General features: G+C 67.9%; 27 protein-coding genes and 2 tRNA genes. 22 read left to right on the forward strand and 7 right to left on the reverse strand.

What is annotated here, in order from left to right; all coding sequences use genetic code 11:
* Window positions 1-30 precede the first annotated feature (30 nt).
* From I0K15_RS15745 to I0K15_RS15755, 3 genes are all read left to right on the forward strand, one after another.
* Window positions 31-1,341 (forward strand): hypothetical protein, encoded by a 1,311-nt coding sequence (locus I0K15_RS15745; protein WP_196102440.1) that lies wholly within the window; start codon window positions 31-33, stop codon window positions 1,339-1,341.
* Between the two features lie 54 nt (window positions 1,342-1,395).
* Window positions 1,396-1,770, forward strand: a complete 375-nt coding sequence (locus I0K15_RS15750) for a helix-turn-helix domain-containing protein (protein ID WP_196102441.1) — start codon at window positions 1,396-1,398, stop codon at window positions 1,768-1,770.
* Between the two features lie 202 nt (window positions 1,771-1,972).
* Window positions 1,973-2,725: a hypothetical protein gene (locus I0K15_RS15755; RefSeq protein WP_230374153.1), complete on the forward strand. Its 753-nt coding sequence runs from the start codon at window positions 1,973-1,975 to the stop codon at window positions 2,723-2,725.
* A gap of 199 nt (window positions 2,726-2,924) precedes the next feature.
* Here the strand turns inward: I0K15_RS15755 and I0K15_RS15760 are convergent.
* A tRNA-Ser gene (locus I0K15_RS15760) sits at window positions 2,925-3,014 on the reverse strand.
* A gap of 54 nt (window positions 3,015-3,068) precedes the next feature.
* Window positions 3,069-3,695, reverse strand: a complete 627-nt coding sequence (locus I0K15_RS15765; protein ID WP_196102443.1) for a TetR/AcrR family transcriptional regulator — start codon at window positions 3,693-3,695, stop codon at window positions 3,069-3,071.
* A gap of 96 nt (window positions 3,696-3,791) precedes the next feature.
* Between I0K15_RS15765 and I0K15_RS15770 the strand changes: the two genes are divergently transcribed.
* From I0K15_RS15770 to I0K15_RS15820, 11 genes are all read left to right on the forward strand, one after another.
* On the forward strand, window positions 3,792-4,337 hold the full coding sequence (locus I0K15_RS15770) for a GFA family protein (RefSeq protein ID WP_196102444.1): 546 nt from the start codon (window positions 3,792-3,794) through the stop codon (window positions 4,335-4,337).
* On the forward strand, window positions 4,324-4,623 hold the full coding sequence (locus tag I0K15_RS15775) for a DUF6958 family protein (protein WP_196102445.1): 300 nt from the start codon (window positions 4,324-4,326) through the stop codon (window positions 4,621-4,623). The genes I0K15_RS15770 and I0K15_RS15775 overlap by 14 nt, the downstream gene beginning before the upstream one ends.
* A gap of 189 nt (window positions 4,624-4,812) precedes the next feature.
* Window positions 4,813-5,445, forward strand: a complete 633-nt coding sequence (locus I0K15_RS15780) for a 50S ribosomal protein L21 (RefSeq protein ID WP_196102446.1) — start codon at window positions 4,813-4,815, stop codon at window positions 5,443-5,445.
* 12 nt (window positions 5,446-5,457) lie between these two features.
* Window positions 5,458-5,727, forward strand: coding sequence for a 50S ribosomal protein L27 (gene rpmA, locus I0K15_RS15785; protein WP_196102447.1), 270 nt, complete (start codon window positions 5,458-5,460; stop codon window positions 5,725-5,727).
* Window positions 5,728-5,849: 122 nt separating this feature from the next.
* Window positions 5,850-7,250, forward strand: coding sequence for an RtcB family protein (locus I0K15_RS15790; protein WP_196102448.1), 1,401 nt, complete (start codon window positions 5,850-5,852; stop codon window positions 7,248-7,250).
* Window positions 7,251-7,351: 101 nt separating this feature from the next.
* Window positions 7,352-7,870 (forward strand): GNAT family N-acetyltransferase, encoded by a 519-nt coding sequence (locus I0K15_RS15795; protein WP_196105501.1) that lies wholly within the window; start codon window positions 7,352-7,354, stop codon window positions 7,868-7,870.
* An 89-nt stretch (window positions 7,871-7,959) separates the two neighbouring features.
* Window positions 7,960-8,499: a GNAT family N-acetyltransferase gene (locus tag I0K15_RS15800; protein WP_196102449.1), complete on the forward strand. Its 540-nt coding sequence runs from the start codon at window positions 7,960-7,962 to the stop codon at window positions 8,497-8,499.
* The gene (gene obgE, locus I0K15_RS15805; RefSeq protein ID WP_196102450.1) at window positions 8,496-9,527 is read left to right on the forward strand and encodes a GTPase ObgE; all 1,032 of its coding nucleotides are present in this window, start codon (window positions 8,496-8,498) and stop codon (window positions 9,525-9,527) included. The genes I0K15_RS15800 and obgE overlap by 4 nt, the downstream gene beginning before the upstream one ends.
* A complete protein-coding gene (gene proB, locus I0K15_RS15810; protein WP_196102451.1) occupies window positions 9,515-10,642 on the forward strand; it encodes a glutamate 5-kinase in 1,128 nt (375 codons plus the stop codon). Before obgE ends, proB begins: the two co-directional genes overlap by 13 nt.
* A gap of 169 nt (window positions 10,643-10,811) precedes the next feature.
* Window positions 10,812-11,348 carry a hypothetical protein gene (locus I0K15_RS15815; RefSeq protein ID WP_196102452.1) on the forward strand — a complete coding sequence of 179 codons (537 nt, stop codon included), beginning with the start codon at window positions 10,812-10,814 and terminating at the stop codon, window positions 11,346-11,348.
* Between the two features lie 3 nt (window positions 11,349-11,351).
* Window positions 11,352-12,611: a glutamate-5-semialdehyde dehydrogenase gene (locus I0K15_RS15820; RefSeq protein ID WP_196102453.1), complete on the forward strand. Its 1,260-nt coding sequence runs from the start codon at window positions 11,352-11,354 to the stop codon at window positions 12,609-12,611.
* Window positions 12,612-12,718: 107 nt separating this feature from the next.
* Here I0K15_RS15820 and dddP read toward each other — a convergent pair whose 3' ends face one another.
* The gene (gene dddP, locus I0K15_RS15825; RefSeq protein ID WP_196102454.1) at window positions 12,719-14,041 is read right to left on the reverse strand and encodes a dimethylsulfonioproprionate lyase DddP; all 1,323 of its coding nucleotides are present in this window, start codon (window positions 14,039-14,041) and stop codon (window positions 12,719-12,721) included.
* Window positions 14,042-14,238: 197 nt separating this feature from the next.
* On the opposite strand from dddP, the gene I0K15_RS15830 reads away from it, so the two are divergent.
* The 4 genes from I0K15_RS15830 to I0K15_RS15845 all read left to right on the forward strand — a co-directional run bounded on the left by I0K15_RS15830 (window position 14,239) and on the right by I0K15_RS15845 (window position 16,790).
* Window positions 14,239-14,466 (forward strand): hypothetical protein, encoded by a 228-nt coding sequence (locus I0K15_RS15830; RefSeq protein ID WP_196102455.1) that lies wholly within the window; start codon window positions 14,239-14,241, stop codon window positions 14,464-14,466.
* The gene (locus tag I0K15_RS15835) at window positions 14,450-15,337 is read left to right on the forward strand and encodes a heme-dependent oxidative N-demethylase family protein (protein WP_230374154.1); all 888 of its coding nucleotides are present in this window, start codon (window positions 14,450-14,452) and stop codon (window positions 15,335-15,337) included. The genes I0K15_RS15830 and I0K15_RS15835 overlap by 17 nt, the downstream gene beginning before the upstream one ends.
* Window positions 15,334-16,137, forward strand: coding sequence for a crotonase/enoyl-CoA hydratase family protein (locus I0K15_RS15840; protein ID WP_196102456.1), 804 nt, complete (start codon window positions 15,334-15,336; stop codon window positions 16,135-16,137). Before I0K15_RS15835 ends, I0K15_RS15840 begins: the two co-directional genes overlap by 4 nt.
* 80 nt (window positions 16,138-16,217) lie before the next feature.
* Entirely contained in the window at window positions 16,218-16,790 is a 573-nt protein-coding gene (locus I0K15_RS15845; protein WP_196102457.1) for a hypothetical protein, read from the forward strand.
* 53 nt (window positions 16,791-16,843) lie between these two features.
* Here I0K15_RS15845 and glnA read toward each other — a convergent pair whose 3' ends face one another.
* Entirely contained in the window at window positions 16,844-18,253 is a 1,410-nt protein-coding gene (glnA, locus tag I0K15_RS15850; protein ID WP_196102458.1) for a type I glutamate--ammonia ligase, read from the reverse strand.
* A gap of 46 nt (window positions 18,254-18,299) precedes the next feature.
* On the reverse strand, window positions 18,300-18,638 hold the full coding sequence (locus tag I0K15_RS15855) for a P-II family nitrogen regulator (protein ID WP_196102459.1): 339 nt from the start codon (window positions 18,636-18,638) through the stop codon (window positions 18,300-18,302).
* Between the two features lie 166 nt (window positions 18,639-18,804).
* Here I0K15_RS15855 and I0K15_RS15860 point away from each other — a divergent pair, with 166 nt between their 5' ends.
* The 4 genes from I0K15_RS15860 (at window position 18,805) to I0K15_RS15875 (ending at window position 22,584) form a co-directional block, all read left to right on the forward strand.
* Window positions 18,805-20,364, forward strand: a complete 1,560-nt coding sequence (locus I0K15_RS15860) for an NAD(P)H-hydrate dehydratase (protein ID WP_196102460.1) — start codon at window positions 18,805-18,807, stop codon at window positions 20,362-20,364.
* Window positions 20,365-20,430: 66 nt separating this feature from the next.
* A tRNA-Leu gene (locus I0K15_RS15865) sits at window positions 20,431-20,515 on the forward strand.
* A 57-nt stretch (window positions 20,516-20,572) separates the two neighbouring features.
* Window positions 20,573-21,904, forward strand: a complete 1,332-nt coding sequence (gene tig, locus I0K15_RS15870) for a trigger factor (protein ID WP_196102461.1) — start codon at window positions 20,573-20,575, stop codon at window positions 21,902-21,904.
* A gap of 71 nt (window positions 21,905-21,975) precedes the next feature.
* Complete coding sequence (locus tag I0K15_RS15875) at window positions 21,976-22,584, forward strand: hypothetical protein (protein ID WP_196102462.1); 609 nt, start codon at window positions 21,976-21,978, stop codon at window positions 22,582-22,584.
* A 275-nt stretch (window positions 22,585-22,859) separates the two neighbouring features.
* Here the strand turns inward: I0K15_RS15875 and I0K15_RS15880 are convergent, their stop codons facing one another.
* Window positions 22,860-24,506 carry a flavin monoamine oxidase family protein gene (locus tag I0K15_RS15880; RefSeq protein WP_196102463.1) on the reverse strand — a complete coding sequence of 549 codons (1,647 nt, stop codon included), beginning with the start codon at window positions 24,504-24,506 and terminating at the stop codon, window positions 22,860-22,862.
* A complete protein-coding gene (locus I0K15_RS15885; RefSeq protein ID WP_196102464.1) occupies window positions 24,503-25,273 on the reverse strand; it encodes a nitrilase-related carbon-nitrogen hydrolase in 771 nt (256 codons plus the stop codon). The genes I0K15_RS15880 and I0K15_RS15885 overlap by 4 nt, the downstream gene beginning before the upstream one ends.
* Window positions 25,274-25,388 lie beyond the last annotated feature (115 nt).

A 25,388-nucleotide genomic window follows, 5' to 3' on the forward strand; every position in this document is an offset into this window, starting at 1 on the left:
TCGCTCCCCCGGGAGCTGAAGGATAGGCTTGTGTCGGTTCGCGCTGACCTGCCGCCGGGTGCCATCTCGGTCGTGGGCAGACTGTTCGACAGTCTAGCCGATCGAGAGGAGCACCACGGCGCGCCATCCCGGGCGGCCTTCGAGGCGGCTTACGGATCGGAATCGACCCTCGCGCTCCTCCTGCGCGTCTGCGCGACGCACGTGCCGGAGGTCGGGCTCGCCGAGGCGCGCCTGCTCCGCTGCGAATACTACACCGCGCGGCCTCGGGCGGCGGGCCATGGTCGAACCGCGCAACCGGCGACTGCACCCGAGGCGCTCGCCCCCTGGGCCACCAAGAAGTCACAGGCATGGCCGCGGTCCTGGCAAGAGCTCCTCCCCGGACTGCTCGACGCGCCCGTGCGCGAGGGCACGATCCGTCGACATGTCGCCTCGGTCGATCGGTGTGCCGCGCTCGTGCCGGCCCTGCGCTGCCCGCCTCGTCTGGGCTGGCTCTTCGGTTGGGAACTGGGGCGGCTGCTGCAGGATGGAAGTGCCGGGCAGGGGATCACTCCCGTCGCGCCACGGACGATCTCGAACTATCTCGGCGGGTTGGTTGCCCTTGGCCTTCATGGGGGATTGGATGCGGACGAGCTCGACGGTCTGCGTGCGGTGCGTCAGTCCTGGCTCCGCAAGGGGCGCGCATCGCGCAAGGGCAAGCAGGATCGTCTCGATGTGCTCTATGCCTCGGGCGGCTACGAGATGATCGTGCAGCGGCTCGCAGCGGAGATGGAGCGCGCGCGGCGCTTGCCGGCCTGGACCGCGGAGCATGAGCGGGCCCGCTCCACGAGCGCCATTCTGGCTGTCATGATCAACTGGCCTGCGCGCACGGGGGATATCGCCGGATGGCGTCTGGGGGACGAGCTCGTGCGCACGCCCTGGGGCGAGTGGACCCTGCGCTACCGGCAGGAGAAGACCGGCCGGATGGCGAATGCGGGACCGCTCTGGCCTGAAACCGGCGAGATCCTCGATCTGCATCTGCTCGCCGGTCGCCCCGCGCGGCTTGCACAGACCCGCTTCGCGCAATTGCGGGGCGCGAACTGGCTCACGCAGGGTCCGGCGGCACGTCCGAGCAGATGGCCGTCCGAGCAGGTCAAGCGTGTCACCGGCCTTCCTGCCCACGACCTGCGCACCGTGGCTGCGGACTACCTGCGGTGCTACGAAGCAGAGACCGCCGCCGACCGCGTCGCTGCTCTGCTCGGCCATGCCTCGCGGCAGGCAGGCGCCGAATACCGCTCGGACTGCGCCGTCACCGCGGGACAATCGGAATGGCAGGCGATCCGCGCCCGGATCGCGGAGAGCTGATCGAACAGGCGGAGCGTGTTTTGGACGCCCTCTGCCGGGGACCATGTCCCTGCCATGAGATCGGCTGAGACCTACGACTACACGCTCTCCCTCGATAAGGTCGCATGGCACTGGCGGCTTGGCCGGCGGACCGTGCGCGAGATGATCCGCGACGGCCGCCTGCCGGCCGTCCGGGTGGGCGGGCAGCTGCGGCTTTGCTGGCGCGACGTCTGGCGCTGCGAGGCGGGCGCAATGCCCGCGCGTCGGGCCGAGGACGACTACCGGCGCCCCTTGCTGACGAAGAAGGATGTCGCGGCAAGCCTTGCTGTCTCGACCCGCTCCGTCGAGCGTCTGATTGCGCAGGGTCTGCCAACCCGAAAGGTCGGACAGAACACCCGCATCGCGCCGCGTGACCTCGAAGACTGGCTCGACCGGCAGCGTGAGACCTGACCGCTGGTAACCGGCGCGCGACGTCCCGTGGCCGAGGAGCAGACCCGCGCCGGGGCGCTCGAAGCATCGCACCTCCGCGAGACACGACAATGAACGTGGGCCCGCTCCGGTGCCGCGCGCAGTTCGATGACGCGCACGGCACCGGAGCCGAACCCACAAAGAGAAGGGAGAGCGTCGAAGCGTGAAACCATCGGAAAGAGGATTGATTATGCTCGACAGAACTGACCCTGCAGAAACACCGGAATGGCGGCACCATCTCGGCCCCGGCCATGTCATCGCCTTCGCGTTCCCGCATGCCGACGCAGATGAGGACGAGGACTGCCAGACGCCGAAGATCCGGCCTTGTCTCGTGCTCGATGTAGAGGCCCGTGACGATGAGCGTCTCGCCCTCATCGCCTACGGCACCTCGGCGCGCACCGCTGCGAACAAGGGTTTGGAGATCCATGTCCGCCGCATCGAAGACCGCCTCGCCGCAGGGCTAACGAAGCGCACCCGCTTCGTCTGTGCGCGGCGCCAGCTCGTGCCGCTCCGTCACCCCGGCTTCAGCCTGTCCGCCGCCACAGGGTCGCCGGTGCTCGGACGGCTCGCGGGCAATCCGATGTCGGTCATGAACGCCCTTCGAGCAAGGCTCGGCGCTCGAGGCGAGGTTGCCGCCGCCTTCCGTTCGAGAGAACCCAAGCATATCACGGCGGCCCGGGACCGCGACCTCATCCTGCAGGAGCGCGACCCGTCAGGTTCGAGGCGATGCATCAACGGCCAGCCGCAGCAACCGAACCCTCGGTACCTGGAAAACCCACGACAGCTTCGGAAACCGCCCGCCAAACGCACAGGCGTCCCCCGACATTCATCGGCGAAATGTTCGCGGATCTTCCTGCGACAAACCGCAAAAGCACGACAAAATGTGCAGTTCGGGACTGCACCAGCGAGGCGATCTGGTTCCAGTCCCGGAGCATGACAAGGCTGAGCGCCAATCTGGCTTGAAAAGCCCACTTCAGGCACACCCACTGCTCAGCACGCTGGCAACGGCCGCCACAACACGCGCGAGCGCACAAAGATGTGGAGCAAAAAGTGGAGCAAATCGATGACAATTTAGACTTCGCCACCCTCAAGCGCCTTATTTATATGGCGCATTGTGCTCAGATGAGGCGGAAAAATGGCGGAGAGACAGGGATTCGAACCCTGGGTGGAGTCACCCCCACAACGGTTTTCGAGACCGCCCCGTTCGACCACTCCGGCACCTCTCCGCGGTCGTGGGCGTAGATAGGCGAAGCGGGCAGGGGCGCGCAAGGGCGAAATGGTCAGGTGCCGTAGGCCGCTATGAAGATGCGGACGCATTCGCGGGCGTGGGGGGCGAAGCTACTCTCGGGCGGGATGGCCGCATCGCCGAGGAACATGGCATCGTTGGTCGGCCCGCCCATGACCAGCCAGTTGAAATAGGCGCCCGCGGCCTCCGGGTCCGGCACGGCGATCACCCCCTGCGCTGCGTAGGCCCGGAATGCTGATGCGAGCCGCGTGATGGAGCGGGCGGGGCCCCGGCGGTGCAGCGTCGCGCCGAGCTCCGGAAACCGCTCCACCTCTCCGATCACGAGGCGGCGCAGTTGCAGGAGGCGCGGGGTCATCACGATCCGCAACTGCTCGACGGCGAAGTCGTGGAGGAACTCCTCGATCGGCCGGTCCGGAGACGGGTCCTCGACCCGGGCGAGCAGCGCGTCGCCCGCGCCGCCGGTCATGCCCTCCACCATCTCGACGAAGAGCGTCTCCTTGCTGCCGAAATGGGCGTAGACCGTCTGTTTGGAGACGTCGGCCTCCGCCGCGACCTCGTCCATGCTGGTGCCGCTATAGCCCGTGCGCAGGAACAGCCGCTCCGCCGCCTCCAGGATGGCCGCGCGGGTGCGCGCGCGTCGGGTCTCCGCTCCGTTCGTCATGCGCTTCCCCTAGCCGGACTGCGAGCGTAGCGGAAGGCCATTGACAGATCAAACTGGACGGTCTAGTCTAATCAGTGTCCAGCGATGGAGGGAGCGATGCGTCAAACGACCGTGTTCACATGCGCCTGCGGACAGTCGGCGTTCGAGCTCAGCGGCTCTCCCATGCTTGCGGCCGAGTGCTGGTGCGAGAGCTGTCGCGCCGCCGCCAGAACGCTGGAGGCGCTGCCGGATGCGCCGCCGATGGCAGAGCAGGGCGGCGGCACCCGGTTCGTTCTCTACCGCAAGGATCGGGTCACGCCGCTGCGGGGCACCGACCAGCTGCGCGAATACCGCTTGGGTACGGAGGCAAAGACCCGCCGCGTCGTCGCCACCTGCTGCAACTCGGCGATGTTTCTGGAGTTCCAGGGCGGCCACTGGCTCAGCCTATACAGCCAGCGCCTGCCTATGTGGCAGCGCCCTGTCCCCAACCTGCGGACCATGATGAGCGATGCGCCCACGGGGACGCCGCCCGACGACGCCATTCCGTCCTACGACCGCCAATCCGCCGGCTTCATGTTCAGGCTGCTTGGCGCGTGGATCGCCATGGGCTTCCGCGCGCCGAAGCTCGACTATGTGAAAGGAGCGCTCGATGCCCGCGCCTGACGACAAGATCGAGGTGGAGAACGTGAACATCCCCGGCCGGACGGAGCGGGTCGGCCGGGTGAAGTACGAGGCGATGCGCGCGGCGCTCCTCGCCGTGCTGCCGGAAGGAGCACCCGGCCTCACCGCGAAGGAGGCGAAGGAGCGGCTGATCCCGCACCTGCCTGATGACCTCTTCCCCGGCGGTGCCAAGGCGGGCTGGTGGATGAAGACCGTGCAACTCGACCTGGAGGCGAAGTGCCTCGTCGCACGGGAGAACACCAAGCCGCTCCGCTTCCACCGGACCTGAGCGGCACCGTCCCTTTGCGCTTGACTTGGGGGCAGCGATCCACGATATCGGCGGCTCACCCGCTCCGGCCCGTCCGGGGCGCGGTGGCGTATTTGCGAAACGCCCCGGCGACGGGGCCGCTGTCTGAGGCAGATGAAACGCCGGAAGACCCGGGGCCACAGGACGCGACAGACACGAAGGACCACGCGCATGTTCGCGGTGATCAAGACTGGCGGCAAGCAGTATAAAGTTGCCAAGGATGATGTCTTCACGGTCGAGAAGCTGGCCGGCGAAGCAGGGGACGAGATCCGGTTCGAGCACGTTCTGATGCTCGGCGGGGACACCACGACCGTCGGCGCGCCGACGATCGACGGTGCGGCCGTCGTGGCCGAAGTGGTCGAGCAGACCCGCGGCGAGAAGGTGATCTCCTTCAAGAAGCGCCGGCGGAAGCACTCCTCCCAGCGTCGCCGCGGCCACCGTCAGCACCTGACGAAGGTGCGGATCACGGACATCCTCGCCGATGGCTCCAAGGCCCCGGCGAAGAAGAAGGCGGCTCCGAAGGCCGACGCGGCACCCGAGGCCGCTCCGGCGACCGCCGCGGCGGCTCCGGCCAACCTGATGAGCGAGGCCCCGGCCGAGAAGGACGACCTCAAGAAGCTCTCGGGCGTCGGTCCGAAGCTGGAGACCACGCTGAACGAGGCGGGCGTCTACACCTTCGCCCAGATCGCCGCGTGGGGTCCGGAGGACATCGCCTACATGGACGAGAAGCTGTCCTTCAAGGGCCGCATCGAGCGTGAGAACTGGATCGAGCAGGCGAAGGAATTCGCCGGCGCAGCCGAGTAAGGAGAGAGACGAATGGCACATAAAAAGGCAGGCGGTTCCTCCCGCAACGGTCGCGACTCCGCAGGGCGTCGCCTCGGCGTGAAGAAGTATGGCGGCGAAGCTGTCATCCCCGGCAACATCATCGTGCGTCAGCGCGGCACCAAGTGGTGGCCGGGCGAGGGCGTCGGCATGGGCCGCGACCACACCATCTTCGCGACCGAAGAAGGCAACGTGAAATTCCACAAGGGTCTCAAGGGCCGCACGTTCATCAGCGTGCTCCCGCAACAGGAGGCCGCTGAATAAGCCGGACCTACTGTTAGAACAGTTTCGGGGATCGGCGGAAACGCCGGTCCCCGATCTCGTTTCCGCCGGTCCCCTCCACCGCCGCCAACTGGATACGCGGCATCGCCAGAGGGAGAGGGCACATGACCCTGACCGGAAAAGATCTGATCGCCATGGGCTTCGAGCAGGGGGCCTGGTTCGGCCCCGCACTCGCGGAGGCCAACGCGCAGAATCTGCAGGGCGATGACCTCCGCCAGTATCTCGAACGGATCGCACCTCCGCGAAAGCGGCCGCTCCTGAGCGAGCCCGCGCCTTTCGCCATGCATATCGAGGCGGAGGGTGAGGAGGACGCGGCCAATGTCGCGGCCGTCGAACGGACCATGGCCAAGCTGATGCGCACCCCGACCCTGGTCGGTGGGGCGGTGATGCCCGATGCCTGTCCGGCGGGACCCGAGGGCACGATCCCGGTCGGCGGCGTCGCCATCGCGCGCAACGCCATCCATCCGGGCATGCACTCGGCCGACATCTGCTGCTCCGTCATGATGACGGAGTTCCACGATCTGGCGCCCAAGGACGTGCTCGACACCATGCACGCCGTGACCCATTTCGGGCCGGGCGGGCGGCGCAACGGGGAGCGGTTCACCCTCTCCCCCAAGCTGCTCGACGCCTTCCGCGAGAACCGCTTCCTGCGGGATGCGAAGATCGTGCAGGCTGCGCAGGAGCATCTGGGTACCCAGGGCGACGGCAACCACTTCGCCTTCGTCGGCATCTCCTCGGCCACCGGGCGGACCTGCCTGGTGACCCACCACGGCTCCCGCGGGCCGGGGGCGGGGCTCTACAAGCTCGGGATGAAGGCGGCGGAGAAGCACCGCAAGCGCCTGTCGCCGGAGACGGAGAAGGGCAACGCCTGGATCCCGGCCGATACCGAGCAGGGCGAGGCCTACTGGGAGGCGCTGCAACTGGTGCGCAAGTGGACCAAGGCGAACCACAACGGTCTGCATCAGGCCGTGGTGGAGCGTTTGCGCGCGCGTCAGGAGCGGCGGATCTGGAACGAGCACAACTTCGTCTTCCGCAAGGACGACCTCTACTACCACGCCAAGGGGGCGACCCCGGTGGACGAGGCCTTCCTGCCGGACAGCGGGGGCGTGCAGATCGTGCCGCTCAACATGGCGCAGCCGGTTCTGCTGGTGCGCCGGGCCGAGGGCGCGCCCGAGCATGGCTTCGCGCCGCACGGGGCCGGGCGGAACCGCTCGCGCACCGCACACAAGCGCAGCCTGGGCGGCCGCCCGGATGCGGAGGTCTTCGCGGCGGAGACGGAGGGCCTCGACGCCCGCTTCTTCTGCGGCCGGATCGACGTGTCCGAACTGCCGTCCGCCTACAAGGACGCGGGCGTGGTTCGTCGCCAGATGGCGGAGCATCGCCTGGCCGATGTCGTCGACGAGATCGTGCCCTACGGCTCGATCATGGCCGGCGACTGGGAGCACGACGCGCCCTGGCGTGTGAAGGCCCGCGCCAAGCGGGCCGCGAAGGAGGCCGCCGCATGATCGGCAATATCAAAGGAGGCGCTGGCGCAAGCCAGCGCCACCACTTATCTTTTCCGGTTCCGGGGGAGATGATTGGAGCAAGAGCCGTGGAAGGACCTGTGATGGGACCGCACGTGATCGAAACCGAGCGCCTGACGCTCCGCCCCCTGCGCGCCTCCGACGCCGGGCTGATCTCGCTCTATGCGGGGGACGCGCGCGTGGCGAAGATGACGACCCGCATCCCGCACCCCTATCCGCCTGGTGCGGCGGAAACGCTGATCGGCCGCGCGACGCGCCCCGACAGCGATGAGCAGATCTGGGCGATGGACGCGACAAAGATCGAGGGCAGCGAGCTCCTCGGCCTCATCGCCGTGCGCGGTGACGGTGAGGTCGGCTACTGGGTCGGCGCCCCGTTCTGGAAGACCGGCTACGCCCGTGAGGCGCTGGAGGCGGTGATCGCCGACCAGTTCGCCGCGGGCCGCGAGGTCCTGACCGCCAGCGTCTTCCAGGACAACGAGCCGTCGGCGAAGCTGCTGACCTCCGTGGGCTTCCGCTACACCGGCGTCGGCGAGACCGTCTCCGTCTCCCGCGGCGGCACCGTGCCCACCTGGACCTACGAGCTGCGCCCGACGCACGACTGAAGGCGCTTGTGCGAAGTTCTTCGAAGAGCGGCTCCGGCGGGTGACTGCCGGGCCGACGGCATGCAGGTCAGCGGAGGAACGTCGTCACCATGACCAGAACACGCCTTCCGATTGAGACGCCACGCCTCCGCCTCGACCGTCTGACCCGCGCCGATGCGCCCACGTTCCACCGCCTCGTGACACAGCCCGAAGTCGGGCGGATGCTGTACGCCTTCCCGCCCGATTGGAGTGTTCCGGCGGCGGAGGCGTTCATCGACCGCTGGCAGGACGTCGAGCGTGGATGCTACCGCTTCGCTGTCCGCCGCGACGGCCGTCTCATCGGATCGGTCGGCGGGGCCACTGGCGGCGCCGCGCCGCCCGTTGTTTTTTATTTTCTAGACCCCGCGGAGGCGGGGCGGGGCTATGCGACCGAGGCCCTGCTGGGCTTCCTGCCCCACTTCTTCGCGAGCCACGGCCGGGCCGAGGTGCAGGCCGACGTCTTCACCGACAACCCCGCTTCCGCCCGCGTGCTGGAGAAGGTGGGCTTCCGTCACATCGGCGAGGGGATCGGCGAAAGTGCGGCAAGGCTTGAACCCCACCCGGTCTGGCTATACCGCCTGTCCCAATCAGACTTCGGAGTCCGGTCATGAAGTTCCTCGACCTCGCACGGGTCAATATCCGCTCCGGCGCCGGGGGGAACGGCTGCATCTCGTTCCGCCGGGAGAAGTATGTCGAGTATGGCGGCCCCGATGGCGGCAATGGCGGGCGCGGCGGCGACGTGATCGCCGAAGCCGTGGACGGGCTCAACACGCTGATCGACTACCGTTACCAGCAGCACTTCTTCGCAAAGAACGGGCGTCCCGGCGAGGGGCGGCAGAAGACCGGTGCCGATGGCGACGACATCGTGCTGAAGGTCCCCGTCGGCACCGAGATCCTCGACGAGGATCAGGAGACGGTGCTCGCCGACATGACCGAAGTCGGTCAGCGCTTCGTCATCGCCAAGGGCGGCAATGGCGGCTTCGGCAACCTGCACTTCAAATCCTCCACCAACCAGGCCCCGCGCCGCGCCAATCCGGGGCAGGAGGGCATCGAGGGTGTGATCTGGCTGCGGCTGAAGCTGATCGCGGATGTGGGCCTGCTGGGCCTGCCCAATGCAGGCAAGTCCACCTTCCTCGCCGCGACCTCGAACGCCCGGCCCAAGATCGCGGACTACCCGTTCACTACGCTGCACCCCAATCTGGGCGTCGTCGGCGTGGACGGGGCGGAGTTCGTGATCGCCGACATCCCCGGCCTGATCGCAGGCGCCCATGAGGGCCGCGGCATCGGCGACCGCTTCCTCGGCCATGTGGAGCGCTGTGCCGTGCTGTTGCACCTCGTGGACGGCACCTCCGACACGATTGCCGAGGATTACCGCACCATCATCGAGGAGCTGGAGCAGTATGGCGGCGGCCTCGCCGAGAAGCCCCGCATCACCGCCCTCAACAAGATCGACGCCCTCGACGAGGAGCTGGTTGAAATGCAGCGCGGCGAGCTGGAGGCGGCCTGCGGCGGCCCGGTCCTGACACTCTCGGGTGCGGCAGGAACCGGTGTGACCGAGGTGCTCCGTGCGCTCCGGGCCGAGATCCTCGCCCGCGATGCCGCCGAGAATGCCGTGGAGGAGGGGCCATGGCGGCCCTGACCGAGACCGCGGACCGCCTCGCCACCGCCCGCACCGTCGTCATCAAGATCGGCTCCGCCCTCCTGGTCGACGCCGCGACGGGCGACCTGCGCGCCACCTGGCTCGACGGCCTGCTCGCCGATGTCGCGGCGCTTCGGGCCGAGGGCAAGGCGGTGATCCTCGTCTCCTCCGGCTCCATCGCGCTGGGACGCGGGCTGCTGGGCCTTGCCCCCGGCCCCCTGCCGCTGGAGCAGAGCCAGGCCGCCGCCGCCGTCGGCCAGATCCGCCTCGCGCGCGCCTACCAGCAGGGGCTCGCCCCGCACGAGGTGATGACCGCGCAGGTCCTGATGACCCTCGACGACAGCGAGGATCGGCGGCGCTACCTCAATTCCCGCGCCACGCTGCGCACGCTGATCGGCCTCGGCGTCGTGCCCATCGTCAACGAGAACGATACGGTGGCGACCGACGAGATCCGCTACGGCGACAACGATCGCCTTGCCGCGCAGGTCGCGGCCCTCGTCGGCGCGGACGCGCTGATCCTGCTCTCCGACGTCGACGGCCTCTACACCGCCAACCCGCGCGAGGACACGACCGCCCGCCACCTGCCGCTGGTCGAGCGCATCACGCCGGAGATCGCCGCCATGGCCGGAGGCGCTGGAACCGCGGGCGCGAGCGGCGGGATGCGCACCAAGATCCTCGCTGCCGAAACGGCGCTGCAGGCGGGCTGCGCCATGGCGATCTGCCGCGGTGATGCCGACCGCCCGGTGAGCGCCCTGCGCAGCGGCGCGCGCGCCACCTGGTTCGTCCCGACCGAGGATCCGGCCCGCGCCCGCAAGCTCTGGATCGCCGCCATGCGCCCCCGCGGCACGCTGACGGTGGACGAGGGGGCGGCCCGTGCCCTGATCGCCGGCCGCTCCCTGCTGCCCGCGGGGATCACCGGGGTCGGCGGCCACTTCAAGCGGGGCGACGCCGTGGACATCGTCGGCCTCGACGGCGGCGCCGTGGCCCGCGCCCTCGCCGGCTACGACAGCGCGGAGCTCGTCAAGATCGCGGGGCGCCAGAGCGGCGAGATCGAATCGCTCCTCGGCCATCCGGGCCGCGCCTACGTGGTCCACCGCGACGACATGGCGATCTGAGCGAACGCACCCGCGGCGGCTGTGGCACGGCCCGCGCTCTCAATCCCCGGTTTCCGGCAACCATCAACTCCACACAAAATCCAACGTTTTCAATTAAGTGTGTGCGCCCCGGCACATATCCTGAGCACAGGCGGCCCGAGCCTCTGGCCGCACTGTGTGGGGATGTAACATGCGTATTCTGAACGGACTTTTGCTGTCGCTCGGCCTGCTCGCGGGCTGCGACGCCTTTCCACCGCTGGCCCTCGCCCCGCGGGAGGGTGCGGTGAGCCTCGCCGGAACCTCCGTCCTGCTGCCGCCCGAGAACTCGGCACTCGCTTTCGCCGAGCCGATGCAGCACCTGCTGGAGCGCAACCTCCGCCTCCGCTCCGTCGAGGCCACGGGCAGCGGTGAGCACGCGGCGATGATAGCCCTCTGCGCCAACCTGCCCGGCGCGCCCGACATCGTCATCCTCACCCGCTCCCCGGCGCTGGAGGAGATCAACCGCTGCGAACGCGCGGGCCAGGCGATCAGCGCCGATCTCATCGCCTTCTACGCCGGTGGGCTGCGGGGCGCGCCCGCCTTCTCCCAGCTCTGGATCGCTTTCGATCCGCAGGCGCTGGCCGCCAACCCGGCCGCGGATCGGGCCGTGCAGGCCTTGCGTTACGACTTCGGCACGCTCATAGAAGGGACGGAGTACCAGCCGTATTTCACGGCCCGCCGGGGTTGAGACATGACCGACATGGATGTGCGCGGCGTGATGGCCGCGATGGGCGAAGCGGCCCGCAATGCCGCCGCCGAACTGGCCTTCGCCACTGCTGAGAGCAAGCGCGCCGCACTGGAAACCGCCGCCGAGGCCGTCTCCGCCCGCCGGGCCGAGATCATCGCGGCGAACGCGAAGGACATGGAGTACGGCCAGGCAAAGGGCCTCTCCCCGGCCATGCTCGACCGGCTCAAGCTCGACGATGCGCGCATCGACGGCATCGTAGCGGGCCTGCGCTCCGTCGCCGATCAGGACGATCCGGTCGGCGCCGTGATGGCCGAGTGGGACATGCCCTCCGGCCTCCACATCCGGCGCGTCCGCACGCCCATCGGCGTGATCGGCGTGATCTACGAAAGCCGCCCGAACGTGACCGCCGATGCAGGCGCGCTCTGCCTGAAATCGGGCAACGCCGTGATCCTGCGCGGCGGGTCGGAGAGCTTCCATTCCTCCGGTGCGATCCACGCCTGCCTTGTCGAGGGCCTGCGCGCCGCGGGCCTGCCCGAGGCCGCGGTCCAGCTCGTCCCCACCCGCGACCGCGCGGCGGTGGGCGAGATGCTGACGATGACCGACCACATCGACGTGATCGTGCCCCGCGGCGGCAAGGGCCTCGTCGGCCGGGTGCAGGCCGAGGCCCGCGTGCCCGTCTTCGCCCATCTCGAGGGGATCTGCCACGTCTACCTCGACGGCGCCGCGGATCTGGAGAAGGCCCGCCGCATCGTCGTCAACGCCAAGACGCGCCGCACCGGCATCTGTGGCGCGGCCGAGACGCTGCTGGTGGACCGTGCCTTCCTCGACCGGCACGAGGCCGTGATCCGCGACCTCCTCACCGCCGGGGTGGAGGTCCGCGGTGACGCCACCCTCGCAGCCATCGAGGGCGTCACCCCCGCGCAGGACGACGACTACGGCCGCGAATTCCTCGACATGATCATCGCGGCGAAGGTGGTCGACGGGGTGGACGGCGCCATCGCACATATCCGCAGCTTCGGCTCCAACCACACCGACGCCATCGTCACCGAGGACGACGCCACCGCCGACCGCTTCTTCCAGCGGCTCGACAGCGCGATCCTGATGCGCAACGCCTCCACCCAGTTCGCCGATGGCGGTGAGTTCGGCATGGGTGCCGAGATCGGCATCGCCACCGGCAAGCTCCACGCCCGCGGCCCGGTGGGCGCCGAACAGCTTACCTCCTTCAAGTATCTCGTGGACGGCAACGGCACCATCCGCCCCTGATCCGCCTTCATCTGTCTGCAAGTATCCCGGGGTCTGGCGCAGAGCCCCAGGACAGGGGCCTACCATGAACGCATCACGTTTCAGGCCCGACCGGGGCGGAGCCCCACCTAGCCGCCCATCAGCCGCGTGTCCCAGGGATAGCGCGTCATCACCTCGTGCCCGGTCTCGGTGATCAGCACCTGGTTCTCCAGCTTCACGCCGAAGGACCCGCCGACGCGCCCCGCATAGACCTCGGCGCACAGCATCATGCCCGGCGCCGTCTCGTACTCGAACACACCGGGCTCCCAGTCCTCGGGGTAGGGGATCGCCGGCCACTCGTCGCAGAGACCGACGCCGTGCATCTTCGAGGCATAGCGCTGCGGCACGAAGGCGTCGGGAAGCGGATGGCCGCCATGGCAGAGGTCGCGGAATGCCACGCCGGGGGCGAGCATGGCCGTGTTTTCCTCGATATGCCGCACGGACATCCGGTAGGTCTCGACCTGCTCGCGCGTCGGCTCCGCATCGCCCACGATCCAGGTGCGGCTCATGTCGGTGCACATGCCGTAGCAGCCCACCAGGTCGGTGTCGAAGGCGAGGATGTCGCCCTCCTTCAGCACGCGCGGTCCGCATTCCTGGAACCAGGGATTCGTCCGTGGGCCGGAGGCGAGCAGCCGCGTCTCGATCCACTCACCGCCGCGGCGGATGTTCTCGGCATGGAGGACGGCCCAGACGTCGTCCTCGGTCATGCCGGGGGCGACCGCGTCCTCCATCGCGCGGACCGACGCCTCGCAGGCGTGGACGGCGCAGCGCATGGCCTTGATCTCTTCGGGCGTCTTGATGGAGCGGGCCTTCTCGGTGACCTCCTCGCCTTCCATGACCTCGATGCCGAGCGCTTCGAAGGCGCGCAGGCCGTGGACCATGATCTTGTCGATGGCCAGCCGACGGTTGGTGCCGCAATGGCGGCGCAGCTCCGCATCCACCTCGGCGGCGAAGGCGCTCGCGCGGGCCTGTGTCCGGTCTCCATTGCAAAAGTAGAAGAACGACGAGGAGCCCGGCCGCGTCTCTGCGATCAGCGGGTTGTGGGCGGTCAGCAGGTTGCCGAGCCCCTTGAAGTCCCAGACGATCACATGGCCGCCCGCGGTCACGAGGCAGGCGCGGAACGGGTTGTGCGCGTTCCAGAGCTGCATGTTCGTGGAATCGGTCGCGTAGCGGATGTTGAGCGGGTCGAAGAGCAGGATCGCGCCGTAGTCGCGCGCGGCCAGATGCTCCGTCAGCCGTTGCAGCCTTGCGCCGCGCATCACGGGCAGGTTGGGGGCCTCCAGCCCTGCCGCCGCCCACTCGGCGAAGGCGAGCGGGGTCGGCCCGATCTCGACCCGGTCGTCGTCGTCAGGTGTGCCATCCGGTCGCAGGCCCGGATTGATTTTCCGCCGGTCGGAATAGTGAATTGTCATGACAGGCCTCCCGGGTTTTCCCGCAGGCTCCCCTGCGGTTACCGGCCGGTCTGTCCCGTTTCCGCCACCGCCGCGTCGGGATCGGGCACGTGGCACCCCGTGCGGCGTCAAGCGAAAACAGTTTGTCATATTCGAGCCGCGCGTTACCGTGGCCGAGGGACGACATCCAAAACATCAATTCTGCCGGGGGAATGCCGATGAAGAGCGACCGTCACTTCGACCGTGCGATTCCCGACGCGCCGCATCCGCGGGCTGGCAAGCTGCTGCACGACATCCGCGTGCTGCGCGCCCGGGCGAGCCGCTATGGCTACACGGCGACGGCGGAGGCGCTGCACCTGGCGGGCGAGATGATGGAGGTCGAGGAGCCGCCGCTCGACCGCAACGACAAGAGCTTCGTCCGCTTCGTGGATGGCAAGGGCTCCTGACACCCTCTCCGATCGGCTGACGCTGCCGCGCGCACCCTTGGTGCCGTGGATGAACCCCCGTCTGCTCCACGCGCCGGGGGCGCAGCCGCTGGATCCGGCCGACTGGCTGGTGCGCGACGCGGTCTTTGCCGGGCAGATGGCCTATCGCGACCGGCTGATCGCAGAGCGACCGGGCACGGTGCTGGCGCTCGACCCGGCCGGGCGCGCCGCTGCGCAGGAGCTGCTGGAGGTGGTGCTCGCTGCCCTCGATGCCGGGTATGGGGTGGGCGACCTGGTGCTTCGACCGGATGGTGTGGCGTTGCCCGTCGACCGCGCGGATCCCTTCGCGACCATCGGGCGGCTGGTGCAGGAGGATATGCTGATCCTCGACCGGGACCTAGGCGAGACCGAGCATCGCCTGATGGGCGGCGTGCTCTGCTTTCCCTCCCGCTGGAACCTCGCGCAGAAGATGGGGCGGGGCCTGCTCGGCATCCACGCGCCGGTCAGCTTCTACCCCGAAAGCCTCGCCCGCCGGGTCCAGCGCTTCTTCGACGCGATCCGGCCGGGGCGGCCGCTCTGGCGCGCGAACTGGCTGTTCTACACCGATCCGGAGCTGCATGTGCCGACGCGCGAGCACGAGAAGTTCGACAAGGGCTGGGACGGTCCGCGCCTCTGGCTGCGCTCCGAACGGCAGACTCTCTCGCGGCTGCCGGAGACGGGGGCGGTCGTCTTCACCATCAAGACCGACATCTCCCCCGCCGACACGCTGAGCCGGGAGGAGGTCGCGGGTGCGCTCGCCGCCGTCGATGCCCTGCCGCCCGCCGAGTTCGACTACAAGGGCGGGGCGCCGATGCGCGCCCGGCTCGCCGCATTGCTGGAGGAGGCCGCATGAGCGTTCGAGTTGAGGAGGACGGCGACGTCTGGACCGTGATCCTCGACCGGCCCGAGGCGCGCAACGCGGTGGACCCCGAGCATGCGGAGGCGCTCCACGACGCTTTCGTCCGGTTCGAGAAGAGCGACGCGAAGGCCGCCGTCTTCTGGGGGGCGGGCGGGGCGTTCTGCGCGGGTTGGGACCTGAAATATGCCGCGACCCTGTCCGACCCCGAACGCTTTGACCGCGACGTCGCCGCGCCACTCGCCTTCCGCGACGACCCTCTGCAACCCGGTCCGATGGGTCCGTCGCGGCTGGAGCTGTCGAAGCCTGTTATCGCAGCCGTAGAAGGACCGGCGGTTGCCGGCGGGATGGAGCTCGCGCTCTGGGCCGACGTCCGCATCATGGCCGAGACCGCCTATGTGGGCGTCTACTGCCGCCGCTGGGGCGTGAGCCTCGTCGATGGCGGCACGGTGCGTTTGCCGCGGCTGGTGGGGCAGGGCCGCGCGCTGGAGATCGCGCTGACCGGCCGCAAGGTCGAGGCGGAGGAATGCCTGCGCATCGGCCTCTGCGAACGGGTCGTGCCCGAGGGCGAGGCCCGCGCCGCCGCCGAGGCGATGGCCCACGAGATCGCCCGTTTCTCGCAAGGCGCGATGCGGGCCGACCGCCGCTCGATCATCGCGGGGCAGGGGTTGAGCGAGCGCGACGCATTGCGTGCCGAGTGGGAGCGCGGCGCCGCCGCCATCCGCGACGAGGGCGTGGCAGGTGCCGCGCGCTTCGCCGGTGGCAAGGGCCGCGGCGGGGATTTCGGGGAAATCTGATGGGGACTGTCGATCGGGCCGACCCCCGCGGGTCATCGGGGGGAGCAGGTAGACCGCTCGCCAACCGAAAGGACAGACCCATGACCCGCATCCTTCGCCTTGCGCTCGCCGCGACGTGCATTGCCCTCCCGAATCTTGCCGACGGGGCCGCGAGCCTCTCCACCCTGCATGGCACGTGGGTCAGCCCCGCGCCCGAGCCGTGGTACGGCGGCTGGGGCACCCGCGAGTTCGTGTTCTCGGACGGGCACTGGAGCCTCGACTTTGTCCACGCGCTCGACCCGGAGATGACGCAGCGCACCTTACGCTTCCGCACCGGCGGGGCCTATACGGTGACAGCGCCATCCGAGGCCGTGCCGGGTGCCTACGAGGCGGTGTTCGGCGAGGACTGGAAGCACGTGACGGTTCTCACCGACGATCCGGGGATCCTGCAGGCCACCGGCCTCGCCGCCTGCGACCTGCCGTTCAATCTGGAGGCTGACATCTCCGCCGAGGGCTGCGCCGCGTGGAAGCCCGTTGCCGTTTGCGGCGAGGATCACGACCTGCTTGCGCTCAGCGAGGAGGGTCTGCATTTCGGCGTGCGCCCCGCGGACAACGACATGTGCACTGCCGACCGGCGGCCCACCGAGCTGCTGCCCGCAGTCGTCCCCTACTGAGCCAAAACGAAACGGGGCCCCGAAGGGCCCCGCCGTAACCATCTCTGCCCGGATCAGACCGAGTAGTAGAGCGCGTATTCCATCGGGTGCGGCGTGTGCTCGTAGGCATACACCTCTTCCCATTTCAGATCGCAGTAGGCGTCGATCTGGTCCTTGGTGAACACGTCGCCCGCCAGCAGGAACTGGTGGTCGGCCTGCAGCTCCTCCAGCGCCTCGCGCAAGCTCGCGCAGACCGTCGGGATGCCTTCCAGCTCCTCGGGCGGCAGGTCGTAGAGATCCTTGTCGTTGGCTTCGCCCGGATGGATCTTGTTGGTGATCCCGTCGAGGCCGGCCATCAGCAGCGCCGAGAACGCGAGATACGGGTTCGCCGACGGATCGGGGAAGCGGGCCTCGACCCGCTTGGCCTTCGGGCTCTCCGTCCACGGGATCCGCACGCAGCCCGAGCGGTTGCGGGCGGAGTAGGCGCGCAGCACCGGTGCCTCGAAGCCCGGGATCAGGCGCTTGTAGGAGTTGGTGGACGGGTTGGTGAAGGCGTTGAGCGCCTTCGCGTGCTTGAGCACACCGCCGATGAAGTAGAGCGCCTCGTCGGAGAGGTCCGCATACTTGTCCCCGGCGAAGAGCGGCTTGCCGTCCTTCCAGATCGACATGTTGACGTGCATGCCGGTGCCGTTGTCGCCCGCCATCGGCTTCGGCATGAAGGTCGCCGACTTGCCATAGGCGTCCGCCACGTTGTGGATGACGTACTTGTACTTCTGCAGGTTGTCCGCCTGGTCCACGAGGGTGGAGAAGATCAGGCCCAGCTCGTGCTGGTTCGACGCCACCTCGTGGTGGTGCTTGTCGACCTTCATGCCCATCCGCTTCATCGTGGACAGCATCTCGGAGCGCAGGTCCTGCGCCGGATCGACCGGGTTCACCGGGAAGTAGCCGCCCTTGACGCCCGGGCGGTGGCCCATGTTGCCCATCTCGAACTCGGCATCGGTGTTCCACGCGCCGTCGACCGCGTCGACCTCGTAGGACACCTTGTTCATGGCGACCGAGTAGCGCACGTCGTCGAAGACGAAGAACTCCGCCTCGGGGCCGACGAAGAAGCTGTCGCCGATGCCGGAGGACTTGAGGTACGCCTCGGCCCGCTCGGCGGTGCCGCGCGGGTCACGCTCGTAGATCTCGCCGGTGTCCGGCTCGATCACGGTGCAGTGCACGCAGGCGGTCTTCTCGGCGTAGAACGGGTCGATATAGGCCGAGCCGGCATCCGGCAGCAGCTTCATGTCGGAGTTGTTGATCGCCTTCCAGCCCGCGATGGAGGAGCCGTCGAACATGAAGCCTTCGTCCATGAAGTCCTCGTCGACCTGGTCGCTCATGACGGTCACGTGCTGCAGCTTGCCCCGCGGATCGGTGAAGCGGATGTCCACATAGGCGACATCCTCGTCCTTGAGCATCTTCACGAAATCGGAGTTTGCACTCATCGGGTGTGTGTCCTCTCTTCCCTGTTCAGTCGTTTGTTGGGGGGTGTCAGAGCGCGTCCGCGCCCTCTTCTCCGGTGCGGATACGGATGGCCTGGGCCACGTCCGACACGAAAATCTTGCCGTCGCCGATCTTGCCGGTCTTCGCGGCGTTGATGATGGCCTCGACCGCCGGCTCGACGATGGCGTCGTCGACGACAACCTCGATCTTCACCTTGGGCAGGAAGTCTACGACGTATTCCGCGCCGCGGTAGAGCTCGGTGTGGCCCTTCTGGCGGCCGAAGCCCTTGGCTTCGATCACGGAAAGTCCCTGGATACCGACCTCCTGCAGCGCTTCCTTCACTTCGTCGAGTTTGAACGGTTTGATGATCGCCTCGATCTTCTTCATGTCGGCTTCCCTTTGCCCGTCGGGTTGTCCCGCGTTACCAAGCATCCGTGTGACGCTGTTGCAATGGGTCGGCAGGTAGGCCGCACTCCGGCTGCGTCGATTCACGGTTTTCTGCACAGGAATTGTGCAGTTTGCCGCTCCGCTGGGCAATTCGGGGAGCCATCCGATGACCGACCTGCTGACCGCCGCCCAGATGCGCGCGCTGGAAAAGGCGGCGATGGACAGCGGGGCCGTGACGGGGCTGGAGCTGATGGAGCGTGCCGGCCACGGCGTCGTCGAGGCGATCTGCGAGGAATGGCCGGAGCTTGCCGCGAGCCCGGGCCGCGCGGTGGTGCTCTGCGGCCCCGGCAACAACGGCGGCGACGGCTTCGTCGTGGCCCGGTTGCTGAAGGACCGCGGCTGGGACGTCGACGTCTTCCTCTACGGCGAGGTCGAGAACCTGCCGCCCGACGCGAAGGTGAATGCGGAGCGGTGGGCGAAGTTGGGGGATGTGCGAGCCAGCTCGGCCGTGACGCGCGATGATCTTCTCGACAACTACGACCTGCGGATAGACGCGGTTTTCGGCACCGGCCTGAACCGGACACTCGAAGGGGAGGCGCTGCGCTTCTGCAGCATCGTTCAAGGTGCGGCGCCGGACGTCTGTATTGATGTGCTGTCAGGCGTATGTGCCGATAGCGGACGCCCGTTGGTGCCTGACCCAAGGCTGTGGGTAACGGGTGCGGAGGCACTCGTCGTGACGTTCCAGACTGCGAAGGTCGGCCACTTCCTCGCACCCTGCTCGGACAGGATCCGAAGGTTGGACGTGATTGATATCAGCTTGGATGACCAAGTCTACCCTCGGGGCGATCGCGAATACGTAGAAGTTACTCCATGCCTTAGTTGGGTTAGGGGCTTCTCCAAGCACAACTGGGAGCACAAGTACGCTCATGGCCATGCCCTGATCCTCTCCGGCGGGGTTGGAAAGGGCGGCGCGGCGCGGCTTGCAGCGCGGGGGGCGCTGCGGATCGGGGCGGGGCTGGTGACGCTCGCGCCGCCGCCTGCCGCGGTGATCGAGAGTGCGGTGCGGCTCGATGCGATCATGCTGAAGGCGGTGAAGGACACCGATGCCCTGCGCGAGGTGCTGGAGGACGACCGTCTCAACGCGCTCTGCCTCGGGCCGGGGCTCGGCCTCGACCGGGCGCGCGATCTCGTGCCAGTGGCGCTTGCGGCCGACCGCGCAACGGTGCTCGACGCCGACGCGCTGACCGCCTTCGCCGACGACCCGGCCACGCTGTTCGATCTGCTGCATCCGAACTGCGTGCTCACCCCGCATATGGGCGAGTTTGGGCGGCTGTTCCCGGACTTGAAGGCGCAGCTCGACACGCCCGCCAAGAGCGGCCCCGCCTATTCCAAGGTCGATGCCGCGCGAGAGGCCGCGGCCCGGGCCGGATGCACCGTCCTCCTCAAGGGCCCCGACACGGTGATCGCGGATCCAACCGGCCGCGCCTCGCTCAACGCCTCCGTCTACGAGCGCGCCGCCCCCTGGCTGGCGACCGCCGGGGCAGGGGACGTGCTCGCGGGCTTCATCACGGGGCTCCTCGCCCGTGGCTTCGCTCCGCACGACGCTGCGGCGTCCGCCGCATGGCTCCACACCGAATGCGCGCTCGACTTCGGCCCCGGCCTGATCGCCGAGGACCTGCCCGAGCGGCTGCCCGCCGTCCTCGCCCGTCTCGCCAATTCCCCCTAGCGTCCCCCGCGCCCCTCTGCTAAGCGGAGGCCGGTTTTCCGGGGGACGCCCTCCGAGAGGGCCGATGCGGGCGTGGTGGAATTGGTAGACACGCCAGATTTAGGTTCTGGTGCCGCACGGCGTGGGGGTTCAAGTCCCTCCGCCCGCACCAATCGGCCAGGTAAAGACATGACGGCGCCCGGCGCGGCGCGCGAGACTGAGGTATGAGATGCAGGTCACCGAGACCCTGAACGAAGGCCTGAAACGGGGCTACGAGATCACGATGACGGCCGCCGAGCTCGACGCGAAGGTCGACGAGAAGCTCGAGGCCGCCCGTCCCGAAGTGCAGATGAAGGGCTTCCGCAAGGGCAAGGTGCCAAAGGCGCTCCTCAAGAAGCAGTTCGGCAAGTCCGTGCTGGGCGAGGCGATGCAGGAAGGCATCGACGACGCGCTGAAATCGCATTTCGACGAGACCGGCGACCGCCCCGCGCAGCAGCCCGACGTCAAGATGACCAATGATGAGTGGAAAGAAGGCGACGATGTCGTCGTCTCCGTCTCCTACGAGACGCTGCCCGAGATCCCGGACGTCGACTTCGCCGCCCTCACGGTCGAGAAGATGACCGCCGAGGTCGAGGACGAGGCCGTGCAGGAGGCGCTGGAGAACCTGGCGGCCACCGCGCAGAACTTCGAGAAGCGCCGCAAGGGCTCCAAGGCGAAGGACGGCGACCAGGTCACCATCGATTTCGTCGGCAAGGTCGACGGCGAGGCGTTCGAGGGCGGCTCCGCCGAGGATTACCCGCTGGTGCTCGGCTCCGGCTCCTTCATCCCCGGTTTCGAGGAGCAGCTCGTCGGCGTGAAGGAAGGTGAGGAAAAGGCCGTCGAGGTCACGTTCCCCGAGCAGTACCAGGCCGCGAACCTCGCCGGCAAAGCCGCCGTCTTCGACGTGACCGTGAAGGAAGTGGCCGAGCCGAAGCCCGCCGAGATCAACGATGAGCTCGCAACGAAGTACGGCGCCGAGGATCTGGAAGCGCTCAAGGGCCAGCTCCGCGAGCGTCTGGCGGCCGAGTACGCCAATGCCGCGCGCACCGTGACCAAGCGCAACCTCCTCGATGCGCTGGACGAGGCCGTCTCCTTCGACCTGCCGCCGAGCATGGTCGAGGCCGAGGCCAACCAGATCGCCCACCAGCTCTGGCACGAGGAAAACCCCGACGTGCAGGGCCACGATCACGAGAAGATCGAGCCCACCGACGAGCACAATAAGCTCGCCGAGCGCCGCGTGCGGCTGGGCCTGCTGCTTGCCGAGGTCGGCCAGAAGCAGGAGATCACCGTCTCCGACCAGGAAATGCAGCAGGCGGTCTTCCGCCAGGCGCAGCAGTATCCGGGCCAGGAGCGCGCCTTCTTCGAGTTCGTGCAGAAGAACCAGCAGGCCCTCCAGCAGATCCGCGCGCCCCTCTTCGAGGACAAGGTGGTCGACTACATCCTCGAGCTGGCGAAGATCGAGGAAAAGCAGGTCTCCAAGGACGACCTGCAAAAGGCCATCGAGGCCATGGACGAAGGCTGAGCCCCTTTCAAAGTTGCGATGAACGAAGGGACGCCCGTATCGGCGTCCCTTTTTGATTTTGGAGCACAGCGATGGACGATAACGAGTTGTCGAGTTTGAAAGCGTGGGCCGCAGCTATGGATAGGCGCGGACATGCTTCACTTTACGCCCGTCGATCGGATATCCCGCAGGACGTTGCGAAGGCTATTGTCGAGTGCGATGCGGCCGAAGAGTGGGCGCGTTCGATGAGAGTCACGTATGGACTGGATGTGACTGACATCCAATCAACCGGTGAAAACCGGCCGGACTGCTGGGGCTATGTGGAGGGGAAGAAAGTCGGCATTGAACTCAAAGAGTTTGTCAAAGGCGAAGTGCTTGGTTCAATATCGAAAGGCGAGGCGCGCGGTAGTCACTGTGATCCGGCTTTTTCAAATGCTCTTTGGTCTGAGGAAGAGTTTCGTCAACGCCTTCAAGGTGCGATCAGAAGTGCTTTGAGTAAATACGAAGGTGATAGTGGTCTATTCATCGACTACCTTGTCTTTCATTCTGATGAGCCCTACCTGCACGCGGAAGACGTCCGCGATTGGCTGAAGAACTGGAAACCCGTGCAACAGTCGGTCATCGGCCGGCTTTACCTCATGCTTCGGGGGCATCCCGCACTCACTCCCCGCTATCCGGTGTTTGATCTCTCTGGAAGCTAGCCAGCCCGCTTCGCCCGGCGGCACCGCCGGGCCGCGCCCGACCTCCCCCCGGAGGGCGCGTTGGCGATGTCGGATGCAGAAAGCGCGACGTCGATGCTTGAAAGGGCGGACCCATCAAAGCCGTCCCGCAAGCGCCCCCCCAGGTCGGGCGCGGCCCTCACCGCGTCGTACGGTCGCCATGGTCCGGCTTGACTGGACCATCTCTTGACGCTGGAGATCCTCGGGTCGAGCCCGAGGATGACCACGGTGGTGGGTGTACCGGTGGAGCGCCGTCCCTACTCCCCCAGCCGCACCGGCCCCAGTTCGTCCCACATGTCCCCGGGCCCCGGGTTGACGCGCTCCGTGCGGCCGCCGAGGTGGCGCATGACGCCCCAGACCGCGTTCAGCGCCGTGGACACCGCGCCCTCGACCCAGCCGGGGGTCCAGCTCACGTCGTCGCCCGCGAGGAACACGCCGCGTTCGTGCCGGGGCATCTCGCCCTGCATGAAGTGGCGGTACATGCGGTGGTTGTAGCGGTAGTGCCCCGGCAGCGCTCCCTTGAAGGCGCCGAGGAAGTTGGGGTCCGCCTCCCAACTCACCGTGATCGGATCGCCGATGATGTGGCTGCGGATGTCGACGTCCGGGTAGATCTTCTCCAGCGCCGAAAGAGCCAGTGCCACCCGCTTTTCCACCGGCAGTGGCAGCATCTTCAAAGCGTCCGTCATCCAGGAATAGGTGAGGCACATCACGCCCGGCCGCCCCTCGCCCTGGTCGAGCAGGTAGGTCCCCCGCGTCAGCCGGTCGGTGAGGGTCATGCTCATCACCTCCCGCCCTTCGGCATCGCGGTTCCGCCAGAACGCGCGGTCTGTCATCACGAAGGTCTTCGACGATTGCATGTAGCGGGTGCGGTCGAGCGCCATCCAGAGCTTCGGCGAGAACAGCGCCTCCTCCGTGTCGATGGCGGTGGTGAGCAGCCAGCTCTGACAGGTGACGACGGCTGCGTCGTAGAGCTCCGTATGCCCCCAGACATCCGTCACCCCGATCCGCTCCCCCTCGCGGAACAGCCGCGCTGCACCGGGACGGGGCGCGCCGGCGTTGAGCGTCTTCAGCGACGTGCCCGGGGACCAGTGCATCGGCCCCGCCGGCGCGTGCGCCCACAGCCCCTTGGGCACCTGGTCCGCCCCGCCGACGATGAAGCGCTGGTTGTCGTCGAGCTCCGTCAGGTTCACCCGCAGGATCTCCAGCATCGAGTTGGGGAAGTCGCTGTCCCACCCCCCGGTGCCGAAGCCCACCTGCCCGAACACCTCGCGATGGTGGAAGGAGAGCTTGCGGAACGCCTCCGACGAGACCACGAAGTCGTAGAACGTCCGCTCGTCCCAAGCGTCGACCAGCGGGTCCCAGATCTCCTTGATCCGGGCCACGTCGCGGGCGGCGATGGCGGCCTTGAGGTCGGAGAAACGCGCGCCTTCCTCGAGTGCCGCGTCATAGGCCTCGGCCACCTCGCGGTAGAGCGGTGGCAGGTCCTCCAGCCGCTCGGCATAGTGCTTCTGTCCCTCGATCTCGATGACGGTGGAGCCTGCGGCTTCGGTCAGCGGGTTGGGGAAGGGGCGCGTCTCCAGCCCCAGCTTCTTCACGTAGTGGTAGAAGGCGCGCGAGGAGGTCGGAAAGCGCATGCCCCCCAGCTCCGCCACGATGTCGGTTTGCCCGGTGAAGGGCTCCGAGCGCAGCCGTCCGCCGATCCGCCCCGGCTCGTAGAAGACGGGGTGCAGTCCCATCCGCATCAGCTCGTAGCCCGCCACGATCCCGGCCATGCCGGCGCCGATGACGGCGACCTTCGCACCGTGCTTCTCGGCCGGAATGGTGCCGAGGCCGGCGGGGTGGCCGAGCCATTTGTCGTAACCGAAGGGGAAGTCAGGCCCGAAGGCCGTCACATCAGGGCTCATTCATAGAGCTCCGTCCGGGTCTGGAAGAGATAGTCGAGATCGGCGCGGACCCGCGTCACGCCCTCCCGCGTGATATCGGCGAAGATCAGCCCGGGCGCTTCGCCTGCGCGCGCGAGATCGTCGCCATCGGCGCCCACGATGCAGGAGCGTCCGCAATAGTCGAAAACGCCGTCGGCGCCGCAATAGTTGGCGTAGGCAAGCGCCACCCCGTTCTCCTGCGCGCGGGCGGGAACCAGCCGCTCTGGCACGCCGATATAGGGATGCATGTTGGCGGTGGGCACGAGCATCGCCTCCGCGCCGCGCCGCGTGAGGGTGCGGGCGACCTCAGGAAACTCGATGTCGAAGCAGATGGCGAGGCCGAGGCGCAGGCCGCCGAACGCGACCACCTCCGCGAGAGCCTCGCCTGGCGTGAACTGCGCCGCATCGACGTCGCCGTAAAGATGCGTCTTGCGGCAAGTCGCGACCACCGCGCCCCCCGCATCGAACAGAGCGCAGGAATTGAAGCCGCCCGCCTCGGGCCCACCCGCAAGCACCGCGATCCCGGCCGAGCACGCCGCTTTGGCCGCCGACTTCCAGACACCCTCGCCGATGGGCGCTTCCAGCTCCGCCAGCCGTGTCCGCCCGACCGTGTAGCCGCTCAGATACATCTCCGGCGTGATCAGTATATCTGCCCCGCCCGATGCCGCCTCGGCCGCTGCCGCTGCCAGTCGCTCGGCCGCGATCGCGGGATCGGAGACGGGTTCGGTCTGGAAGAGGGCGATGCGCATGGGGCCTCCGGGCATTTCGCCGCACGACCATGCCGCCCCCATGGCCGGGGTCAACCCGACCCGCCTTCATCTGTCCTGAAAATATCCCCGCCGGAGGCGATCACCCACGCACGCA

Origin of the sequence: Pontivivens ytuae (assembly GCF_015679265.1) — a bacterium.
Lineage (GTDB): Bacteria > Pseudomonadota > Alphaproteobacteria > Rhodobacterales > Rhodobacteraceae > Pontivivens > Pontivivens ytuae.

Bases quoted from the DNA above. Each gene is read 5' to 3' on its own strand.
- I0K15_RS15800 (WP_196102449.1), top strand. From the start codon at position 7,960: ATGACCAGAACACGCCTTCCGATTGAGACGCCACGCCTCCGCCTCGAC.
- I0K15_RS15750 (WP_196102441.1), top strand. From the start codon at position 1,396: ATGAGATCGGCTGAGACCTACGACTACACGCTCTCCCTCGATAAGGTC.
- I0K15_RS15840 (WP_196102456.1), top strand. From the start codon at position 15,334: ATGAGCGTTCGAGTTGAGGAGGACGGCGACGTCTGGACCGTGATCCTC.
- tig (WP_196102461.1), top strand. From the start codon at position 20,573: ATGCAGGTCACCGAGACCCTGAACGAAGGCCTGAAACGGGGCTACGAG.
- dddP (WP_196102454.1), bottom strand. From the start codon at position 14,041: ATGACAATTCACTATTCCGACCGGCGGAAAATCAATCCGGGCCTGCGA.
- I0K15_RS15835 (WP_230374154.1), top strand. From the start codon at position 14,450: ATGGCAAGGGCTCCTGACACCCTCTCCGATCGGCTGACGCTGCCGCGC.
- I0K15_RS15790 (WP_196102448.1), top strand. From the start codon at position 5,850: ATGACCCTGACCGGAAAAGATCTGATCGCCATGGGCTTCGAGCAGGGG.
- I0K15_RS15775 (WP_196102445.1), top strand. From the start codon at position 4,324: ATGCCCGCGCCTGACGACAAGATCGAGGTGGAGAACGTGAACATCCCC.
- I0K15_RS15885 (WP_196102464.1), bottom strand. From the start codon at position 25,273: ATGCGCATCGCCCTCTTCCAGACCGAACCCGTCTCCGATCCCGCGATC.
- I0K15_RS15795 (WP_196105501.1), top strand. From the start codon at position 7,352: ATGGGACCGCACGTGATCGAAACCGAGCGCCTGACGCTCCGCCCCCTG.
- I0K15_RS15860 (WP_196102460.1), top strand. From the start codon at position 18,805: ATGACCGACCTGCTGACCGCCGCCCAGATGCGCGCGCTGGAAAAGGCG.
- I0K15_RS15770 (WP_196102444.1), top strand. From the start codon at position 3,792: ATGCGTCAAACGACCGTGTTCACATGCGCCTGCGGACAGTCGGCGTTC.
- rpmA (WP_196102447.1), top strand. From the start codon at position 5,458: ATGGCACATAAAAAGGCAGGCGGTTCCTCCCGCAACGGTCGCGACTCC.
- glnA (WP_196102458.1), bottom strand. From the start codon at position 18,253: ATGAGTGCAAACTCCGATTTCGTGAAGATGCTCAAGGACGAGGATGTC.
- I0K15_RS15820 (WP_196102453.1), top strand. From the start codon at position 11,352: ATGACCGACATGGATGTGCGCGGCGTGATGGCCGCGATGGGCGAAGCG.
- I0K15_RS15765 (WP_196102443.1), bottom strand. From the start codon at position 3,695: ATGACGAACGGAGCGGAGACCCGACGCGCGCGCACCCGCGCGGCCATC.
- I0K15_RS15855 (WP_196102459.1), bottom strand. From the start codon at position 18,638: ATGAAGAAGATCGAGGCGATCATCAAACCGTTCAAACTCGACGAAGTG.
- proB (WP_196102451.1), top strand. From the start codon at position 9,515: ATGGCGGCCCTGACCGAGACCGCGGACCGCCTCGCCACCGCCCGCACC.
- I0K15_RS15845 (WP_196102457.1), top strand. From the start codon at position 16,218: ATGACCCGCATCCTTCGCCTTGCGCTCGCCGCGACGTGCATTGCCCTC.
- I0K15_RS15815 (WP_196102452.1), top strand. From the start codon at position 10,812: ATGCGTATTCTGAACGGACTTTTGCTGTCGCTCGGCCTGCTCGCGGGC.
- I0K15_RS15880 (WP_196102463.1), bottom strand. From the start codon at position 24,506: ATGAGCCCTGATGTGACGGCCTTCGGGCCTGACTTCCCCTTCGGTTAC.
- I0K15_RS15875 (WP_196102462.1), top strand. From the start codon at position 21,976: ATGGACGATAACGAGTTGTCGAGTTTGAAAGCGTGGGCCGCAGCTATG.
- obgE (WP_196102450.1), top strand. From the start codon at position 8,496: ATGAAGTTCCTCGACCTCGCACGGGTCAATATCCGCTCCGGCGCCGGG.
- I0K15_RS15830 (WP_196102455.1), top strand. From the start codon at position 14,239: ATGAAGAGCGACCGTCACTTCGACCGTGCGATTCCCGACGCGCCGCAT.
- I0K15_RS15780 (WP_196102446.1), top strand. From the start codon at position 4,813: ATGTTCGCGGTGATCAAGACTGGCGGCAAGCAGTATAAAGTTGCCAAG.